The sequence below is a fragment of the Alsobacter sp. SYSU BS001988 genome (assembly GCF_054796215.1).
Window position 1 is genome coordinate 191050 of the sequence record NZ_JBTAMK010000005.1, and the last position, 17627, is coordinate 208676.

At 71.0% G+C, this 17627-nt stretch carries 18 protein-coding genes and 1 tRNA gene; 10 read left to right on the forward strand and 9 right to left on the reverse strand.

The genetic code is table 11. From position 1 onward, the window contains the following. Positions 1-13: 13 nt before the first annotated feature. From ACYVO7_RS12490 to ACYVO7_RS12520, 7 genes are all read right to left on the reverse strand, one after another. Positions 14-1096 (reverse strand): alpha/beta fold hydrolase, encoded by a 1083-nt coding sequence (locus ACYVO7_RS12490; protein ID WP_460450149.1) that lies wholly within the window; start codon positions 1094-1096, stop codon positions 14-16. A gap of 127 nt (positions 1097-1223) precedes the next feature. Beyond that, a complete protein-coding gene (locus tag ACYVO7_RS12495) occupies positions 1224-2063 on the reverse strand; it encodes an ABC transporter permease (RefSeq protein ID WP_460450295.1) in 840 nt (279 codons plus the stop codon). Positions 2064-2164: 101 nt separating this feature from the next. Beyond that, the gene (locus ACYVO7_RS12500) at positions 2165-2932 is read right to left on the reverse strand and encodes an ABC transporter ATP-binding protein (protein ID WP_406853642.1); all 768 of its coding nucleotides are present in this window, start codon (positions 2930-2932) and stop codon (positions 2165-2167) included. Positions 2933-3031: 99 nt separating this feature from the next. Further along, the gene (locus ACYVO7_RS12505; protein WP_460450150.1) at positions 3032-4060 is read right to left on the reverse strand and encodes an ABC transporter substrate-binding protein; all 1029 of its coding nucleotides are present in this window, start codon (positions 4058-4060) and stop codon (positions 3032-3034) included. 385 nt (positions 4061-4445) lie between these two features. Further along, positions 4446-4522 (reverse strand) — tRNA-Met (locus ACYVO7_RS12510). Between the two features lie 135 nt (positions 4523-4657). Further along, positions 4658-5188 (reverse strand): metallophosphoesterase family protein, encoded by a 531-nt coding sequence (locus ACYVO7_RS12515; protein WP_460450296.1) that lies wholly within the window; start codon positions 5186-5188, stop codon positions 4658-4660. A 103-nt stretch (positions 5189-5291) separates the two neighbouring features. Then, on the reverse strand, positions 5292-6083 hold the full coding sequence (locus ACYVO7_RS12520) for a fumarylacetoacetate hydrolase family protein (protein WP_460450151.1): 792 nt from the start codon (positions 6081-6083) through the stop codon (positions 5292-5294). 195 nt (positions 6084-6278) lie between these two features. On the opposite strand from ACYVO7_RS12520, the gene ACYVO7_RS12525 reads away from it, so the two are divergent. Both ACYVO7_RS12525 and trhA read left to right on the forward strand, forming a co-directional pair. After that, positions 6279-6521 carry a hypothetical protein gene (locus tag ACYVO7_RS12525; protein ID WP_460450152.1) on the forward strand — a complete coding sequence of 81 codons (243 nt, stop codon included), beginning with the start codon at positions 6279-6281 and terminating at the stop codon, positions 6519-6521. A gap of 90 nt (positions 6522-6611) precedes the next feature. After that, positions 6612-7277: a PAQR family membrane homeostasis protein TrhA gene (trhA, locus tag ACYVO7_RS12530; protein ID WP_460450153.1), complete on the forward strand. Its 666-nt coding sequence runs from the start codon at positions 6612-6614 to the stop codon at positions 7275-7277. Here trhA and glgA read toward each other — a convergent pair. After that, entirely contained in the window at positions 7274-8713 is a 1440-nt protein-coding gene (gene glgA, locus ACYVO7_RS12535) for a glycogen synthase GlgA (RefSeq protein WP_460450154.1), read from the reverse strand. The genes trhA and glgA overlap by 4 nt on opposite strands. 327 nt (positions 8714-9040) lie before the next feature. Here glgA and msrB point away from each other — a divergent pair, with 327 nt between their 5' ends. The 3 genes from msrB to ACYVO7_RS12550 all read left to right on the forward strand — a co-directional run bounded on the left by msrB (position 9041) and on the right by ACYVO7_RS12550 (position 10390). Continuing rightward, entirely contained in the window at positions 9041-9451 is a 411-nt protein-coding gene (gene msrB / locus ACYVO7_RS12540; RefSeq protein WP_460450155.1) for a peptide-methionine (R)-S-oxide reductase MsrB, read from the forward strand. An 8-nt stretch (positions 9452-9459) separates the two neighbouring features. Continuing rightward, positions 9460-10032 carry a 2'-5' RNA ligase family protein gene (locus ACYVO7_RS12545; RefSeq protein ID WP_460450156.1) on the forward strand — a complete coding sequence of 191 codons (573 nt, stop codon included), beginning with the start codon at positions 9460-9462 and terminating at the stop codon, positions 10030-10032. A 118-nt stretch (positions 10033-10150) separates the two neighbouring features. Then, positions 10151-10390: a hypothetical protein gene (locus ACYVO7_RS12550; RefSeq protein WP_460450157.1), complete on the forward strand. Its 240-nt coding sequence runs from the start codon at positions 10151-10153 to the stop codon at positions 10388-10390. A gap of 121 nt (positions 10391-10511) precedes the next feature. Here ACYVO7_RS12550 and ACYVO7_RS12555 read toward each other — a convergent pair whose 3' ends face one another. Then, positions 10512-12386 (reverse strand): methyl-accepting chemotaxis protein, encoded by a 1875-nt coding sequence (locus tag ACYVO7_RS12555; RefSeq protein WP_460450158.1) that lies wholly within the window; start codon positions 12384-12386, stop codon positions 10512-10514. A gap of 579 nt (positions 12387-12965) precedes the next feature. On the opposite strand from ACYVO7_RS12555, the gene ACYVO7_RS12560 reads away from it, so the two are divergent. From ACYVO7_RS12560 to ACYVO7_RS12580, 5 genes are all read left to right on the forward strand, one after another. Further along, positions 12966-15356, forward strand: coding sequence for an OmpA family protein (locus ACYVO7_RS12560; protein WP_460450159.1), 2391 nt, complete (start codon positions 12966-12968; stop codon positions 15354-15356). A 91-nt stretch (positions 15357-15447) separates the two neighbouring features. Next, positions 15448-15639, forward strand: coding sequence for a hypothetical protein (locus ACYVO7_RS12565; protein ID WP_460450160.1), 192 nt, complete (start codon positions 15448-15450; stop codon positions 15637-15639). Positions 15640-15779: 140 nt separating this feature from the next. Further along, positions 15780-16724: an alpha/beta hydrolase gene (locus tag ACYVO7_RS12570; RefSeq protein WP_460450161.1), complete on the forward strand. Its 945-nt coding sequence runs from the start codon at positions 15780-15782 to the stop codon at positions 16722-16724. A gap of 80 nt (positions 16725-16804) precedes the next feature. After that, entirely contained in the window at positions 16805-17242 is a 438-nt protein-coding gene (locus ACYVO7_RS12575) for a cupin domain-containing protein (RefSeq protein ID WP_460450162.1), read from the forward strand. Between the two features lie 92 nt (positions 17243-17334). Further along, the gene (locus ACYVO7_RS12580; RefSeq protein WP_460450163.1) at positions 17335-17553 is read left to right on the forward strand and encodes a hypothetical protein; all 219 of its coding nucleotides are present in this window, start codon (positions 17335-17337) and stop codon (positions 17551-17553) included. Positions 17554-17627 lie beyond the last annotated feature (74 nt).

Here is a 17627-nt window from a genome sequence, read left to right on the forward strand (position 1 = left end):
CCACGCTGCGTCTCTATTTGGCCGCCGTGGCGGTGCGGCGCGGCGCGGTCTCCAGGAACGCCCTCAGCTGCTCCTTCCAGAAATTCGCGATGCCGGTGGTGCCATGCCCCCGGGTCTGCTCGCTCGCCGGGATCAGATAGACCTTGGCGTTCGGCAGCTTGGCGATGGCGCGGTCCAGCACGCCGGTCTCGGGCGGATTGCGCTCGTCGTCGGCCGAGTTGATGGCCAGCAGCGGCGCCTTGAGGCGATCGAGCCGGGGGGAGGCGTTGTAGTCGCGCGACGCGTCCCACTGGTACATGAAGTCGTTGGCGTCGTTCGGGAACGGCGCGGCGAGCCGCTCGTCCAGGAACTTGTCGGCCTTTTCGCGCGTCGGCGCGACCGCCTGATAGGCCAGCGTCCCGCCATTCGTGGCGATCCCGTAGAAGGCGTTCGCCACCCTGAGCGCCTTGGGCTGGGAAGTGTAGTCGCCGTTCTTCCAGTCCGGGTCGTTGCGCACCGAATCGATGATCATGCGCCGCATCATCCAGTTGCGGCTCGACATCTCGGTCGGCTGCGACGCCAGCGGGACGAGCGCGTCCATTTCGTCCGGATAGGTCACGCCCCACGTCCAGGCATGCATGCCGCCCATCGAGTTGCCCAGCACCAGCCGCAGGTGGCGCACGCCGAGGCCCTCGGTGACCAGGCGGTGCTGCGCCAGCACCATGTCGTCGTAATTGTAGCGCGGGAACTTGGCCCTGAGCCCGTCGGACGGCTTGGAGGACTTGCCCGCCCCGAGCGCGTCGGGAAGGATGATGAAATATTTCGTGGCGTCGAGCGGCTGCCCCGCCCCGAAGAGCTCGCCGGCAAAGCCGGGCGTGAGCATGCTGCCCGCCGAACCCGCCGTGCCGTGCAACACCAGCACCGGCTCGCCCGAGGGGTCGCCCACGGTGACGTAGTGCAGCTTCACCTCGGGCAGCGTCTCGCCCGTATGGAATCGGAAGTCCTTCACCACCCAGTCGCCCTCGACGGGCTTGGGATAGTCGGCGGCCTGCGCCGTGGCTGCGAAAAACCCGAGCGCCGCGGCGGCGGCGACCGGCAACAACCGTCTCAACTCCATGTCGACCTCCCACGCCGGCGCGCGCGCCAGTGTGAGTCGCCTGGGCTGGGCGCCGATCGGCGAGGAGGTTGGCGCATCCGCCGGCGAGGCACAACTCACGTCCGTGTGGGACGCCGGCCGACCCGCCTCAGTTCTGCATGCCCCATTTCAGCACCGTGCGGCGCTCCAGGGTGCGGAAGATCAGGTTCTCCACCACGAGCCCGATCACGATCACGGTGAGCAGCCCGGCGAACACCGCCGGAATGTCGAGCAGGTTGCGGTTCTCGAAGATGAACCAGCCGAGGCCGCCCTGCCCGGACGACACGCCGAAGACGAGCTCCGCCGCGATCAGCGTGCGCCACGCGAAGGCCCAGCCGATCTTCAGGCCCGTCAGGATCGACGGGAACGCCGCCGGGATCAGGATGCGGAAGACATAGGGCAGGCCCCGCAATCCGTAGTTCCGGCCCACCATGCGCATGGTCTGCGACACGGCCCGGAAGCCCGAATGGGTGTTCAGCGCCACCGCCCACAGCACCGAGTGGATGAGGATGAAGACGAGGCTGCCATTGCCCAGGCCGAACCAGATCAGCGCCAGCGGCAGCAGCGCGATGGCCGGCAGCGGGCTGAACATCGCCGTCATGGTCTCCAGGAAGTCCGTCCCGAGCCGGGTGTTGATGGCCGCGATGGTCAGGACGGCGGCCAGCAGCACGCCGGCGACATAGCCCATCACCAGCACCTTGATGGACGTCCAGGCGCGGTTGATCAGCACGCCGTTCTCGATCCGCTCCCACATGGCCTGGAGCGTGTCCGAGAAGGTCGGGAACAGCAGCGGGTTGTCGAGGACCCGGCCATAGATCTCCCAGACGACGCACAGCATCAGGATCAGCGCCGCCTTGCGGACGAAGCCGTTGTCCCAGATCAGCTCCCAGGAGCTGAGCTTGCGCTCCACCTCGCCCAGATGGGCGCCGTCGGCGGCCTGGTCGCGCATCGTGATGGTGGCCGCGCCGACGCGCGTCTCAAACACGCGCGAAGCCCGCGCGGGCGGCGCGGCGGCGGACGGGGGAACGGCGGCGTGGTCGGTCATGTCGCTCACTCCGCGTGGGCCGCTTCATCGGCGAACAGAAGCTCGTGGATCTTCTTCTCCAGCTGGGCGGCCGTGCCGTCCTCCGCCGAGACCTTGTCGACGTCGATCACCTCCGCCTTCACCCGCCCCGGATGCGGCGAGAGCAGCAGGATGCGGTTGCCGATCTTGATCGCCTCGGCGATCGAATGCGTCACGAACAGCACCGTGAACTTGGTGTCCTGCCAGAGCTGCAGCAGCTCGTCCTGGCAGGTGCGCCGGGTCAGCGCGTCGAGCGCCGCGAAGGGCTCGTCCATCAGCAGGATGTCGGGCTCCATCGCCATGCCGCGGGCGATGGCGACGCGCTGCTTCATGCCGCCCGACAGCGTGTGCGGGTAGCTGTCCACCGCGCGGGTCAGGTTCACCTTCTCGAGCGAGGCCCGAGCCTTGGCCTCCGCGTCGCGGCGGCTCAGCCCGCGCGCCACCTGCAGCGGGAACATGACGTTCTCCAGCACGGTGCGCCAGGGCAGCAGCTGGTCGAACTCCTGGAACACCATCATCCGGTCCGCGCCCGGCTCCGTGACCTTGCGGCCCTTGATGGAGATGGAGCCTTCGCTGGGGGTGAGATAGCCGCCCACCGCCTTCAGCAGCGTCGACTTCCCGCACCCCGAGGGACCGAGCAGCACGAACCGGTCCGACGCGTTGACCGAGAAGCTGACCCGCTCGGTCGCGGTGACCAGCACGCCCGGCGTCTTGTAGCGCAGCGTCACGCCGTTCACGTCGAGAAGGGGGGCCATGGCGAAATCCTGGTCTGCGCGAAAACGGATCTTCAGAAATGACGCTGCGCCGGAAAAGGCAAGCCGGCGCAGCCGGCCGGGTCGGCGCAGCCGGCCGGGTTAGTTGCCCGGCAGGTCGTGGGCGATCGGAAGATAGTAGTCCTTCCACGACGCCGGCATGGTCTTCAGCGTCCCCACCTTGTTGAGGTGCGCGGCGAACTTCATGGTGCCCTGCGGATACAGGTTCCACTCCATCATGCCGGGCTGGCCGAGCAGGTCCTTCAGGACCTCGGCCGGCGTCTTGTCGTTGTTGATCTCCTTGTAGGCCTCGATGGCGTCCGCGAGATTGGTCTCGATGAAGGCCTTCGCCTCCTCGGCCGCCTTGCGCACCGCCTCGATCACCTTCGGGTTCTGGTCGGCGAACTTCGTCGTCGTGAAGAACTGCCCCTGCGACAGCGGCCCGCCGATGATCTCGGCCGAGTTGATCACGACATGCGCGTCCGGGACCTCCTTCAGCTCGTAATAATCGAAGGGCGGCGCGGCGAAGTGGCTGCGCACCTCGTGGCTGGCGTTCTTCAGCGCGATGAAGCCGTCCGGATGGCCCATCTGCACCGTGTTGGGATCGAACCTGGCGTATTGGTCCGGGCCGAACATCTTGGCCGCGGCCATCTGCAGGAGGATGGCCTGGGTCGAGGTCTTGACCGTCGGCACCGCGATCTTGTCGGTCGGGCCGAGATCGTTGAGGGTCTTGATGCGCGGGTCGCGGCTGACGAGCTTCAGCGGCAGCGCCGAACTCGCCACGATGCCCTTGATCCCGCCCTTGGTGCGGTCCCACAGCAGCAGAAGCTGACCGGTGCCGGTGTTCACCAGGTCCACATTGCCGGAGATCAGCGCGTCCTGCTGGGCGCCGCCATTGCTGAAGGACAGCCATTTGACGACGAGGCCCTTCACGCCCAGCCTTTCGGCGTGCTTCTCGATGAGCTTGTGCTTCTCGATGACATGCAGGGGCATGTAGAGGATGCCCGGCTGACGGCTGATCGTGATCTCGGACTTGGACTGGGCGGACGCCCGCGAAGCCAACCCCAAGGCGGCCGTCGAAAGGGCGGCCGTCGAGGCTGCGGCGGCCAGAATGTCACGGCGATTGAGCACGGCGGATCCTCCCGGGTTTTTCCATGCACTAATGCACTAGCGCACGATGAGCAACCGAAAAGGAGGGAGGGCCCATCCCGTGAGAGGCTAAGCGTGTGGGCGAAGCGCAAGGCGCCGGCGTGCGGTGCTTCCGGAGCCGCAACATGCAGCCCAGACACGAAAAAGCCGCCATGAGTTTCCCCAAGGCGGCGTTCCCAGTGTGCCCCGAACCATCAACTCGCCAGTACATCCGTGGTCGGACGAAAGCTCGGGTCAGGCGATCCTCAAAGCGAAGCCAAGGACCGCAGCACGAAGACTATATGACAGGCGATTGTGTCGGGATTGCGACGACGCCAGACCAGAACGCCGTGGCGAAGGCGACCCCGAAATGTTCTGCGGGCGAAAATGGTAGCGGAGGACGGAATCGAACCGCCGACACAAGGATTATGATTCCTCTGCTCTAACCAGCTGAGCTACTCCGCCCCAGGGCCTTGCGGCTGTCGCGGGGTTCGGTCGTTGCACCCCCGCGAGGCGTCGCGGATATAGTCTGCGGCGAGACGGGGTGTCAAGCGCCGGGAGCGCTCGGTCCGGGGGCGGGCGCCGGCCGCGCCGGGCCGCTCAGGCGGGGGCCCGCGCCGGGGCCGCGGGAGCCCTGCGCCGTCGCCTGCGCACCTCCTCCAGCGTCGCGGGCCGGAAGTCGTGCACGTCCACCCCGACGTCGTATTGGCGCGGCGCGGGGGTCAGCTTGCCGTGGCTGTGGCCATGCAGGTCGAGCACGCCCTGCCCCATGCGGTTCCACGTCCGGAACGGGTAGTGGCACATCACCAGCTTCACCCCGTCGAGCTCCATCTCGGCGTAGTGCTGCACGCTGGCCCAGCGGGTCGACGCGACCGTGGCCGGCCCGTCATTGTTGCCGATGACGAGATGCTTGGTCCCGGCCAGCCTGTCGAGCAGCGCGTCGGCCCGGCCGTCCGGCTTGCCGAGCGCGAAGTCGCCGAGATGCCAGACCTCGTCGGCGGGCCCCACGACGGCGTTCCAGTTCGCGATCAGCGCCTCGTCATGCGCCTCGAGGGACGCGAAGGGGCGCCGGTCGATCCGCAGCACGCGCGGGTCGCCGAAATGGGTGTCGCTGGTGAAGAAGACCGTCATGGGCGGGAAAGCGGCGGCGCGGTCCGGCGGTTCCGCCCCGCCAGCGTCCGCCTCGCCGGCGCGGCGGCCGTTGCGCCGCCGCGCCATCGCACCGGGCCGAAGGTCAGACGATCTTGATCGACATGTCGGGCAGGCCCTCGATCTTGCAGAGCAGCACGTCGCCCTTCACCACCGGGCCGACATTCTCCGGCGTGCCGGAGTAGATGATGTCGCCGGGCATCAGCTCGAACGCTTCCGAGAGCTTGGAGATCTGCTCGGCCACGCTCCAGATCATGTTGGACAGGTTGCTGGACTGCTTCACCTGCCCGTTCACGGCCAGCGAGATCGCGCCCTTCTCGAACGGGCCCGTCTTGTCGGCCGGATGCAGCGGCCCGATCGGCGCCGAGCGGTCGAAGCTCTTGCCGATCTCCCAGGGCTTCTTCTCGTCGCCCATGGCGCGCTGCAGGTCGCGGCGCGTCATGTCGAGGCCGACCGCGTAGCCGAAGACGTGCTCCAGCGCCTTGTCGATGGGGATGTTGCGGCCGCCGCTCTTCAGCGCCGCCACCAGCTCCACTTCGTAGTGGTAGTTCTTCGTCAGCGACGGATAGGGATGGTCCGCGACCTCGCCGACCTTGACGTTCTGGATCGCGTCGCTCGGCTTCTGGAAGAAGAACGGCGGCTCGCGATTGGGGTCGGACCCCATTTCGCGGGAATGGGCGGCGTAGTTGCGGCCGATGCAGTAGATCCTGCGCACCGGGAAGACCTGGTCCGTCCCGACGATCGGGATCGTGGTCTGCGCCACCGGGAACAGGGTCTTGGGGGAGGCGGTCACCTGGGCCTGCGCCCCTGGCGCGAGCGCCACGCCCGCGCCGGCCAGGGCCGCGAGCGACAGGATTTCACGACGGCTTTGCTCCATGGAGTTCCTCTCAGCGTCTTGTTGCGCCATGCGTTCGCTGCGGCCGACGAGACGCGGCCCACGCGCCATGGGGTTGCAACGGCGACGGATTGTCAACGATCCGCCGGGCCCCATGTCATCGGCGCGCGCAACCCGCCGGCCGCTCGGGCATTGTACGGCTTTGGTGCGGAATGGCGCGCCTCGGGAGCCAAGCCCTTGCCGCTCTATCTCTTCACCAACGCGCAATTCTCCCTCGCGGTCTGCGCCGACCGCGATGGCCGGGGCCTGCCGCCGGGCGACTGGACCCTGCTGAAAGAGGTCGACCCGTCCGAGATCGACGCGGCCATCGTGGCCCGCGTCGCCGCCGAGGGGCACTGGTTCTACCGCCCCGGCCAATCGCCCGCCGCCGCGGCCGCCGAGGCCCAGGGGGCGGCGGGCGCCCCCTCCCCCGAAAAATAAACCCGGGGCGGCCGCTCTCGCCGGGGATCGAACCCGCTTCAGCCGCATTCATGGTTGATGTATGAACGATACGGCGAGAAGGGATGCGGGATGGACGGTCGGCCGGCGGGTCTCACGCGCGTCTATGACCTCGCCGAGCTGGTCGCCGACGGCTGCATTCACGCCGTGGGCGTCGTGGGAGGCCTGATCGGCGCGGCGCTGCTGATCGTCTTCGCGGCCGGAGTGACCGGCGCGCTCGAGCTCACCTCGGTCATCGTCTACTCGGCCGCCCTGGTGGCCATGCTGGGCTTCTCGGCGGCCTACAACATGGTCCCGCCTTCGCGCCTGAAGTGGCTGCTGCGGCGTTTCGACCATTCGGCCATCTACGTCATGATCGCCGGCACCTACACGCCCTTCATGACCGTGCTGCGGGAGAGCCTCTGGGCGCCCAGCCTGTCCATCACGGTGTGGACGGGCGCGATCGCGGGCGCCGCCATGAAGATCCTGCTGCCCGGCCGCTTCGACCGGCTCGCCATCGCCATCTATCTCGCGCTCGGCTGGGCCATCGTGTTCGCGCTGGATCCGCTCGCCAAGGCGCTGCCGACCACCGCGATGTGGCTGCTCACCGCCGGCGGGCTGCTCTATTCGCTGGGCGTGATCTTCCACGTCTGGGAGAGCTTGCGGTTCCAGAACGCCATCTGGCACGGCTTCGTGCTGGCGGCCGCCGGCTGCCACTACGTCGCCGTGCTGGACTGCATGGTCCTGTCGCGGACCTAGGCGGCCGCCTCGCGGGCGCCCCCCAGCGCCCGGCCGAAGAGGCGGGCGTAGTCCTGCGCCGGCCTCGCCCAGCTTCGGTCGCACGCCATGGCGGCCCGCCGCATCTCCTCCAGCCGCGAGGCGCTGCGATAGGCGTCGAAGGCCCGGTACACGGCGCCCAGGAAGCTCGCCAGGCTCGACTTCTCGAACAGGAAGCCCGTGGCGCCGTCGTCGATCGTCTCGGCGAGCCCGCCCGTGGCGTAGGCCACCGGCAAGGACCCGAAGCGCTGGGCGTACATCTGGCTCAGCCCGCAGGGCTCGAACCGCGACGGCATCAGCAGGAAGTCGCTGCCGGCGTAAATGCGCCGCGCCAGCTGCTCCTCGAAGCCGATGGAGATCCCCACGGCCCCCGGGTGCTTTCGGGCCAGCGCCTTCAACTCGGTCTCGAACCGCGCCTCGCCCTTGCCGGTGACGACGATCTGCCCGCCCTGCCGGACGATGGACTCCGCAGCCTCGATGGTCAGGTCGACGCCTTTCTGGGGCACGAGCCGCGACACCACCGCAAACAGAGGTCCGCGCGACACCGCCAGGCCGAACGCCTTGCGCACGCTGTGCGCGTTCTTCGCCTTGCCGCGCCACTGGCCCGGCTCGAAGGGCGCGGCCAGATGCGGGTCGGTGTAGGGATCCCAGCTCTCGTCGATGCCGTTCAGGATGCCGGTCAGCCGACCCTCGTCGGAGCGCGCCCGCAGCAGGCCCTCGAGCCCGCAGCCATGCTCGCGCGTAGTGATCTCGTGCGCGTAGGTCTCGCTCACCGTGGTGATGTGGTTGGCGTAGAACAGCCCCGCCTTCAGGAACGACACCTGCCCGTGGAACTCCACGCCGTCGATCTGGTAGGCCCGCTCGGGAATGCCCAGGCGCTCCATCCGCTCGGGCGGGAACAGGCCCTGGTGGGCCAGGTTGTGCACCGTCAGGATGCAGGGCACGGCGCTGTCGCGCCACGCCAGATAGGCTGGCGTCAGCGCCGCCGGCCAGTCATGGACATGCAGCAGGTCCGGTCGCCAGCCCTCGAGCGGGTAGGGACCCGCGGCTTCGGCGGCGGCGAGGCTGAGCCTGGCGAAGCGCAGGTCGTTATCCGGCCAGTCGACGCCGTGCTGGTCGCCATAGGGCGAGCCGGGGCGGTCGAACAGCTCCGGACAGATCAGGACATAGACCACGATGCCGTCGGCGGTCTGGGTGCGGGCGATCGAACAGGCCGGGATCGCGCCCCTGGCGGGCAGGCCCATCACCACCTGCATGGGCCCGGCCGAGGCGACGACCTCCCGGTAGCCGGGGATCAGAACCCGGACGTCCACCAGCCTGCGCAGCGCGCGCGGCAGGGCGGCCGAAATCTCTCCAAGCCCGCCGGCCTTGGCGAAGCCCGCGAATTCCGGCGTGACGAACAAGATGCGTTCGCGCATTCAGCTTTTCGGAGGTTGGCCGCGCTGGCGCTCGGGCTGGCGAGGTCGGATTGAGATGATCCTGCAACGCCACGATGTCGCCTCCGGTTCCACCGTTTCGCCAAGATTTTTCTCGCAGCCGCGAAAAGAATTTTTGCAGTGCACCCAAGCCGCCAATGTGGGGCGTGGGCTCGATAACGGCGCAGATCCTTCTTGCGATCGGGTGTCTTCGGCGGCGGCTCGCGGAGGCTTGAGAGCTCCCGCCCTGTTCGGAACCCGCCGAAGGACTATATTGCCGCTGTCCCGATCCGGCGGCGCCCGGCGCCGTCCCCCTTCGAGGAGTGTTCCATGGCCCTTGCGGCGACGAAATCCTATCCGGTGAGCCACACTGACGAGGAGTGGCGGCGCATCCTCACGCCAGAGCAGTACGACGTGCTGCGCGGCCACGGGACGGAGCGCCCGGGGAGCTGCGCCCTTCTGGCCGAGAAGCGCCCGGGCGTGTTCTCCTGCGTCGGCTGCGGCCAGCCCCTGTTCAGGGGCGGCGCCAAGTTCGAGAGCGGGACCGGCTGGCCGAGCTTCAACACCCCCCTGCCCGGCTCGGTCGAGACCAGCGAGGACCGCAGCTACGGCATGCTGCGCACCGAGGCGCATTGCAGCCAGTGCGGCGGACATCTCGGCCACGTCTTCCCGGACGGCCCCCCGCCCACCGGCCTGCGCTATTGCATGAACGGCGTCGCCCTCGCCTTCACGCCGGACTGAGCCGTCCGGTGCAGGATCAGGGGCGGAACGGCGAGCCCGACGCGGCCGCCGGCGAGGGCGTCGCGGGGCCGGATCCCCTGATCCTCACGGCTCGGCTCGGCGGCGCCGCGGCGGCCTGGTTCGAGGCCCGGCGTCGCGCGCATTATCCGGCCGACCGCAACCAGGTCCCGGCCCACCTGACGCTCTTCCACAAGCTGCCGGGCGACGCCCTCGCCGAGATCGAGGACGAGCTCATCGAATGCGCCTGGCGGCTGGACCCGCTTCCCGCCCGCGCCACGCATCTGCGCTTCACCGGGCAGGGCGTGCAGGTCGCCGTCGAGTCGCCGGGGCTGGCGCGTCTGCGGCAGGACCTCGCGGACCGCTGGCGGCTGTGGCTCACCCCGCAGGACCTCAGGCCGGCCCGACCCCACGTCACCCTGCAGAACAAGGTCCCGGCGGAGCGCGCGCGCCGCACCTTCGACGGGCTCTGCGCCGTGTTCGAGCCCTTCGACTTCGAGATCGACGGTCTGGACCTCTGGATCTATCGCGGCGGTCCCTGGGACCGCGCCGGCGGATATGATTTCGGCGGCGCGCCCGCGTGATCCCCCCGCCTTCGGGCGAGCCTGCGACGATTGGCGCAAAGACCTCCGGTTCCTCCCCCGGAACTCCCTTCCCGACCCGCCGTTGGGCTGCGGTTCCTAACCATGAGGAAGAAACGCCATGATGAAGACAATGATGCTCGCCGCAGGCCTCGCCATCGCCATCCCGGGCCTCGCGCTGGCCCAGCAGTCGCCGACCTCCTCGACCGCCGGCCAGACCGGCTCGCGCAGCATGATGCAGGGCGACATGGGCGCCTCGGCCCGCACCGGCATGGACATGTCCACGGGCTCCAGCCGCAAGATGACCCGTTCGCACAAGAAGATGAAGCACAGCCGCAAGCGGATGCACCGCGCCATGTGACCGCGGCCTGACGGGACGGGGCGGATCGCGGTCCGGCCCACGCCCATGACGGTCGAAGGACGAACCGGCAAGCGCATCCCGCTTCGCCGGTTTTGTCTTGCCGGCCTTCGCGTCTGGCCCGCTATGGCGCGGCCGCCGGAGCGCGCATCAGCGCGCCCGACACGGTCTCGCTCCTGGATCTCAGCAGGTCGGCGTGGCCCCGCAGCGAACTCGCCACGTCGACGACCGCCGCCACCACGGCCTCCGCCTCGCCGGTCGCGCCGTTCAGGCTCTCAGCCGCGCCCGCCAGCTTCTCGTTCTCGTCCTGGACCTTCGCGATCGAGCGCTCGATCTCGGCCGAATAGCTGGCCTGCTCATGCGTGGCGAGCGCCACGGTCCGGCTGATCCCGGCCACGTCGTGGATGCTCTGGACCACCGCGCGGACCACCGCCGAGGTGCGCCCGCCCGCATGCTTGATGGCCTGGGTCTGCACCGCGATCTTCTGCGCCGCCTGGCTGGTCTGCTCGGCGAGCGCCTTCACCTCGCCGGCCACGACGGCGAACCCGCGGCCGCGTTCGCCCGCCCTCGCCGCCTCGATGGTCGCGTTGAGGGCGAGCAGATTGGTCTGGCGGGCCACGCCCGAGATGAAGCTCGCCACGAAGTCGATCTCGGACGCGGCCGCATCGAGGTCCTTCACGGCGAGGTCGGTCTCGCGCGCGCTGTCCACCGAGCGTTCGGCCAGCGCCGAGCTGGCGGCGGCGCTGTCGCTGATGCGCTCGCTGAGCGTGACGAGCTCGCTCGCCATCTCGACGACCTGCTCGGTCCGGTGCAGGGCGCGGCCCGACACGCCCAGCACCTCGGCGGCGTGCCGGCGCGTGTCCGCCGCCCGGGCGGAGAGCAGCGAGGAGGCCGAGCCGAGCCGCTCGATCGACGCGGTGATCTCGGAGGTGCTGCTGCGCACATGCTCCTCGAAAGCGTCGAGCCCGGTGGCGATCTCCAGCTCGCGCCTGAGCCGCGCCTCCTGGGCCTGCAGGGCGGTGAGCTCGGCGTCCTTGGCGTCGTTCGAGGCGGCCGCGATCTCCAGCAGCCGCTGGTTGGAGAAGAGCTTCGTGCGGCTGCGCGCGACCGCGCCGCCAAGGCCGAGAACGAGGGCGGAGCTCAGCAAGGCGAGCATCACGCCAAAGCCCGTCTGTCGTTCGGCGGCCCCGAACGCCCTGTCATGCGACAGCCCGACCGCCACCGTCAGGCCCGACGTCCCCAGCGCCCGATAGGCCATCAGCCGCGGCGCGCCGTCGATCTCGTCGACCCCGTAGAACAGGCCCTTGGCGTTGCGTCTCGCCAGCGTCAGCAGCTGCGATCCCGCCATGGACTTGCCGATCGTGTCCTTGGTCAGTCCCCGGCGAGACACCACGGCCCCGTATTCGGACAGCATCGTGAGCGCCCCGTCGTTTCCGATGTCGATGTCGTCGAAGACGCGGGAGAAGGAATAGGGGTCCAGCGTGGCCACCACCACGCCGCCGAAGGTGCCGTCCGGATTGGTGATGCGGCGGCTGACCGGAATGAACCATTGGCCGTTCCAGACCTCGCGCTTGCTCGGCACCGGCGAGTTCACATAGAGCTGGTCGTCGGCCACATTGGCGTGGAACTGGAAGTAAGCCCGGTCGCTGAGGTCGAACTTGCCCTTCACCGGCCGTGACGAATAGATCAGGTAGCCGCTGCGATCCAGGATGGCGATCTGCAGCGTATGCTGGTCCGGGTGGACATAGCGCGAGACCTTGTACTCGAACGCATCGATGTCCTTGATCTCGGTGAAGATGTTTCGTGTCACCTTGATGTTGCTGTCGACGTTGGCGAAGATCTGCTCGATGCCGGCCGCCGTCACCGTCGCGATGTTCGTCGCGTAGACCTCCGCGTCCTTCCGCGCCAGCGCGGCGTATTCGTACACATGGGCGCCCACGCAGACGCAGATGACGGCCGCGAGGCCGACGGAGCTCAACCAGATGGAGCCTGGACGCATAGACGGGGGATCCGCGAGCCCGACACCGCGCCGGGCTCGAACGGACCCTAGGCGACATCTCTTAATGCAACCTTGGATTGCTTACCGGGCGCTAGCCCGCAGCGGCCCCCTGCCGCGACGGTGCGAAGCCGCACCGCCCGCCGGAGGTGTGAGCCACCGCACGCTGCGGCGCCGTCCGCAGGCGTAGCCTCATGCGTGGTCTGGGGGCGTCCCGCATAGCCGCAGGAGGCAAGGCATGACGGAACTGACCGCAATGCGACTGCGAAAGCTGATGAGACGGACGTTAGGCCTGCTCGTGTTCGCGTATCTGGCCGCCGGTGTCGCCGCGACGCTCGTGACGCTGCCGTGAGCAGGGCGTCGCGGGCCTGAGGCGGCCTGGCGCGCGGACACGCGGCGCCGCAACCGTCGAACGAGGGATGTCGGGAGAAGATCCGGCGGCGCTGGGGTGGGCTGACGTCGCCTGCCCCAGAAGCGCCGCCCCGAGCGCCCTTCGGGCCGCCCCATGTTCGCCGCAAGCCGGCCACACGAGGGTCGCTCTCGGTTGAAAGCTTGGCGCCCCCGAAACGGCAAGACGAGATCATGACAAAGACAAGAGACCTTCTGCTCGCCGGCGTGATGGGTCCGGCGCTGCTCCTTGGCCAGCCCGCTTTCGCGTCCACGGATGCGGCGCGCCGGTCCGCGGCCGACGTCGCCGCGGCGCGCGTCGCATCGGACCCGCCGATCGTGCTGGCCCAGGGGCAGCCGCCCGAGCCGGCCGAGGGAGGGCCTCAACGCCGGGGCGGACCGCAGGGCCAGCCCGGAGGTCCGGGGCAGCGGGGCCCGGCGCCGGGAGGTCCCGGTCCGGCAGGTCCCGGTCCCGGCGGACGACCTCCCCAGGCCGCGCCCGGCCTCCCGCCGGGCCCGCCGCCCGGCGCGGCGCCGCGGCCGCAGCCTCCCGCCGCGCCGCCGCCGGTCGTGGCCCCGCGCCCGCCTGCTCCGCCCGCGCCCCCGCCGGCCGCCGCGCCGCGTCCCGCCCCGCCCCCCGTCGCTCCGCCGCCCCCTCCGGCCGCCGCTCCGCGCCAGCCGGCCCCGCCGGCGGCCCCGCCGCGCGCGCCTGCGCCGCCTCCGCCGCCGCCCGCCGGGATCGCGCCTCCCGCGCCCCCTCGCGCCGCGCCTCCTCCCCCGCCCGCCGCCCAGACCGCGCCGCGGCCCGCGCCGGGCGTCGAGGGCCAGCCCGCTCCGGGACGCTCGGGACCCGGCGGCCCGCCGCCCGGCGCGCCGCGGCCGCCCGCCGCCGCGGCCCCTCCTCCTCCTCCTCCTCCTCCGCCCGCCGCCGCCGCGCCCCCCGGGGCCGCGCCCGCCCGGCCCGGGCTCGGCGCCGCGCCCGGCGAAGCGCCGCGCGGAGCGCCGCCCGGTTCGCCGGCGCTGCGTCCCGGCGGACCGCGCCCCGGCCTCCCTCCGGCCCAGGCCGTGAACCCCGCCCCCGGCGCTCCTTCGGCGGCGCAGCCGCCCGCGCCCGGCGGCCCTCCGGCGCCCGGCGCCGTCCCGCCCCCGCCCCCGGCGGCGGCGCAGCCGCCCGCGCCCGGCGCGCCGCCCGCTCCAGGAACGCCGCGCCAGGTCCAGCCCGGGCGCATTCCCGGCGCGCCCGGCCAGCCGGGAGCGGCGGGAAGGCCCGGCGCGCCGGGACAGCCCGCCCCAGGCCAGCCCGCGCCCGGACAAGCCGCGCCGGGACAGCCGCCCGTCCCCGGCCAAGGCCGGCCTCCCGTCGCCGGCCAGCCGCCCGCGCCGGGCGCGCCGCCCGCCCCGCAGGGCCTCGCGCCCCAGCCGGGTCAACCGCCCGTCGCCGGCCAGCCCGGCGGGCGTCCGCCCGGAGCCCCCGCCCAGACTCAGGCGCCGGGCTTCGCCCCGCCCCCGGCCGCGCCGCCTGGCGCGCCGGCCCAGCTCGCGCCCGGACAGGTCCCGGGCCAGCAGCCCGGCCAACCCTCCGCCGCGGCGCCGCGCCGGGGCGGCATCGGTCCGGCGGGCGCAGCGGCGCTCGGGGCGGCGGCAGGCTTCGTGGGCGGCTACATGGCGTCCGAGGGCGCACGCAACTTCGACGACGTCCGCCAGCGCCGCCGCGAGGTCACGCAGGACGGCGTCACCGTCATCCAGGAGCCCGGCCGCACCATCTATCGCGGCGAGAACGACCGCGTGTTCCTGCGCCACGACGAGACCGAACGCTTCCGCGAGCTGGGCGGCTCGGTCCGCACCGAGCGCCGCCAGGGCGAGCAGGTGACCATCTACGACCGCGGCGGCGGCGAGGAGGTCGTCACGGTCACCGACGAGAGCGGCCGACTGCTGCGCCGCATCCGCCGGAGCCCGGACGGCCGCGAGGTCGTGCTGATCGACAATGGCTGGCGCGGGCCGCCGCGCAGCTTCGAGGACGAGGTGATCGAACTCCCGCCCCCGCCGCTGCGCATTCCGCGCGAGCGCTATGTGGTGGACGCCGACATCGCCGACGAGCGCCTGATCTACGAGACGATCACGGCCCCGCCGGTGGCCGCCGTGCCGCGCCGCTACACGCTCGACGAAGTGCGCTACAGCCCGGATCTGCGCGCCCACATGCGCAGCGTCGACGTGAACACGATCAACTTCGAGACCGGCTCGTGGACCGTGCCGCCCGACCAGGCGCCGCGGCTCGCCACCCTCGCCCAGGCCGTCAACCAGGCGGTGCGGGCGAACCCGAGCGAGGTGTTCCTGCTGGAGGGCCACACCGACGCGGTCGGCTCGGACGTCGACAACCTGTCCCTGTCGGACCGCCGCGCCCAGTCGGTGGCCGCGATCCTGACCCGGGATTTCGCGGTGCCGCCGGAGAACCTGACCACGCAGGGCTATGGCGAGCAGTACCTCAAGGTGAACACGCAGGCGCCCTCGCGCGAGAACCGGCGGGTCACCTTGCGGCGCATCACCCCGCTGTTGTCCGGCGAGAACGCCCAGCCGCAGCAGCAATGAGGGATCCGCCCGCGGCGCTCGCGTCGCGGGCGGTCCCGGAACCTTCACCGGGGCCGCGCGATTGTCCCCGCGCTCACGACGAGGAGGCGCCATGCGTACGCTCACCGGAATGATCATGGGGTTCCTGCTCGCCGTCGGCGTCGCCTATGTGCATGACTCCAGCGCCGCCCCCGGCCAGAACATGGTCAACTGGGAGGTGGCGAACCGCAGCTTCCAGTCGGTCGCCACGCAGATCCACGACGGCTGGCGCCGCCTGACCTCGGGCGATAAGGCCACCATCTAGGGCGCCCCCGCCCTTCGCGCCGCGTATCGTGCAAGCGGCGTCGGGGCCGGCTAGGATCCCCGGCGAATGATGCGAGTCGGGCGCGAGACGATCCGGGAGCAGACCGGTCGCCGCGCTTCGTCCTTCCGGAGCCGCCTTCCATGACGCTGTATGTCGATCCCGCCACGCAGGCCTTCCTCGACCGCGCCCGCGCCCAGCCCGCCGTGGACTACCGCACGATGCCGCCGGCCGAGGGACGCGCGCTGTTCGAGACGCTGCAGCGCCCGCTGAACTTTTCGCCCTATGCGATGGCCGAGATCCGCGACCTCGCGGTCCCGGGCCCGGCCGGACCCATCCCGGCGCGGCTCTTCCGGCCGACGGCCGAGCCCGCCTCCCCGGTGGTGCTCTACGCCCATGGCGGAGGCTGGACCTTCGGGTCCATCGAATCCCACCACGCGCTCATGCAGAACCTCGCCGGCGCGTCCGGCTGCGCCGTGCTGGGCCTGGACTACCGGCTGGCGCCCGAGCATCCCTTCCCGGCCCCGCTCGACGACGTGCTGGCCGGGCTCGACTTCATCGCGCAGGGCGGCCTCGGCGTCCACGCCGACGCGTCGCGGGTCGCCGTCGCGGGCGACTCGGCGGGGGCCAATCTGGCGCTCGGGGCCATGGTGGCCCGGAAGGCCGCGGGCCGTCCCCTGCCGCGCACGGCGGCGCTGTTCTATGGCTGCTTCGCGCCGATCTTCGACACTCCGAGCCATCTGCGCTGCGGCGACGGCTCCTACCTGCTCGGCACGGCCGGGATGCGGTGGTACTGGGCCAACTATCTGGGCGAGGCCGCCGCAGCGCCGCCCCCGGCGGCCGCGCCGCTCGACGCCGATCTCGCCGGCCTGCCGCCGCTCTACCTCAACTGCGCCGGCCTCGATCCGCTGACCGACGACACGCTCATCCTCGCCCAGAGGCTCGCGGAGGCCGGCGTCCGCTACCGCCTGGACAGCTGGCCCGGCGTGCTGCACGGCTTCATGCGCATGGTCCGCGACGTCCCGGCCGCGCTCGCCGCGACGCGGGCGGCCGGCGCCTTCCTGCGGGAGGAGTTCGCCCGCGGGTAGCGGCAGGCCGCGCTTGCCGAACGCGCGGGCTCGGCGCTCAATGCGGGCATGACCCCTCATGCAGACTTGAGGAGAGATCCATGTCCGCATCCCATGCCGAAGCCGCCCAAGGCGCCTCCGCCGCTCCGACCTGCCGCAAGGTGCGCCCAGGCGCCGAATTCACCGGCAAGCAGGCGCTCCCCTACAAGCCCGGCGTCTCGGCCGAGACCGTCGGGTCGAAGGGCATCCACCTTCAGATGGTCACCATCCCGCCGGGCGGCCGCGCCAAGGCGCACAAGCACGCGTCGCACGAGACCGCGCTCTACGTTCTGAGCGGCCAGTCGGCGATGTATTACGGCGAGAACCTCGAACACCACATGGAGGTCGGCGCGGGCGACTATCTCTACATCCCCGCCGACGTGCCGCACCTGCCCTACAACCCGGGGACGGAGCCCTGCGTCGCCATCATCTCGCGCACGGATCCCAACGAGCAGGAGAGCGTCGTCCTGCTGCCCGAGCTCGACCGCCTTCGCTTCTGAGCGGCCGCCGGCGCTCGTTTCGCAGCGCAGCGCCACGCTTTCGTCGGACTTCGGTGCTCCGCTTCGCCCGTCGCAGAACGCGGAGCAGCACGATGCAGAATTGCTTCACGCAATGGCTGGAAGCCGTCGCCGCTCATTGCCACGACGGCCAGAAGAAGCTCGTCGACGCCGACCGCCTGGTCCTGCGCGACTGGTTCGTGGACCGGATGCCTCCGGCCGAAGCGGCCGAGCGGCTCGCCCGCTGCGTCGGCCGCGAGGACCGCGCGGAGGACGACGCGCCGCCCGGCGAGGCCGTCAGGCCGGCCGCCTGAAGCCGCCCCCCGGGCCGCCGGCTCCGCCCAAGCCCCGCCTCAATTCAGGCTGAGCATCCTCGCCAGGACGCTCG

Coding starts and splice junctions, on each gene's coding strand:
- msrB (WP_460450155.1), top strand. CDS start 9,041: ATGGCCCTTGCGGCGACGAAATCCTATCCGGTGAGCCACACTGACGAG.
- glgA (WP_460450154.1), bottom strand. CDS start 8,713: ATGCGCGAACGCATCTTGTTCGTCACGCCGGAATTCGCGGGCTTCGCC.
- ACYVO7_RS12490 (WP_460450149.1), bottom strand. CDS start 1,096: ATGGAGTTGAGACGGTTGTTGCCGGTCGCCGCCGCCGCGGCGCTCGGG.
- trhA (WP_460450153.1), top strand. CDS start 6,612: ATGGACGGTCGGCCGGCGGGTCTCACGCGCGTCTATGACCTCGCCGAG.
- ACYVO7_RS12555 (WP_460450158.1), bottom strand. CDS start 12,386: ATGCGTCCAGGCTCCATCTGGTTGAGCTCCGTCGGCCTCGCGGCCGTC.
- ACYVO7_RS12570 (WP_460450161.1), top strand. CDS start 15,780: ATGACGCTGTATGTCGATCCCGCCACGCAGGCCTTCCTCGACCGCGCC.
- ACYVO7_RS12495 (WP_460450295.1), bottom strand. CDS start 2,063: ATGCGCGACCAGGCCGCCGACGGCGCCCATCTGGGCGAGGTGGAGCGC.
- ACYVO7_RS12520 (WP_460450151.1), bottom strand. CDS start 6,083: ATGGAGCAAAGCCGTCGTGAAATCCTGTCGCTCGCGGCCCTGGCCGGC.
- ACYVO7_RS12515 (WP_460450296.1), bottom strand. CDS start 5,188: ATGACGGTCTTCTTCACCAGCGACACCCATTTCGGCGACCCGCGCGTG.
- ACYVO7_RS12580 (WP_460450163.1), top strand. CDS start 17,335: ATGCAGAATTGCTTCACGCAATGGCTGGAAGCCGTCGCCGCTCATTGC.
- ACYVO7_RS12560 (WP_460450159.1), top strand. CDS start 12,966: ATGACAAAGACAAGAGACCTTCTGCTCGCCGGCGTGATGGGTCCGGCG.
- ACYVO7_RS12565 (WP_460450160.1), top strand. CDS start 15,448: ATGCGTACGCTCACCGGAATGATCATGGGGTTCCTGCTCGCCGTCGGC.
- ACYVO7_RS12575 (WP_460450162.1), top strand. CDS start 16,805: ATGTCCGCATCCCATGCCGAAGCCGCCCAAGGCGCCTCCGCCGCTCCG.
- ACYVO7_RS12550 (WP_460450157.1), top strand. CDS start 10,151: ATGATGAAGACAATGATGCTCGCCGCAGGCCTCGCCATCGCCATCCCG.
- ACYVO7_RS12500 (WP_406853642.1), bottom strand. CDS start 2,932: ATGGCCCCCCTTCTCGACGTGAACGGCGTGACGCTGCGCTACAAGACG.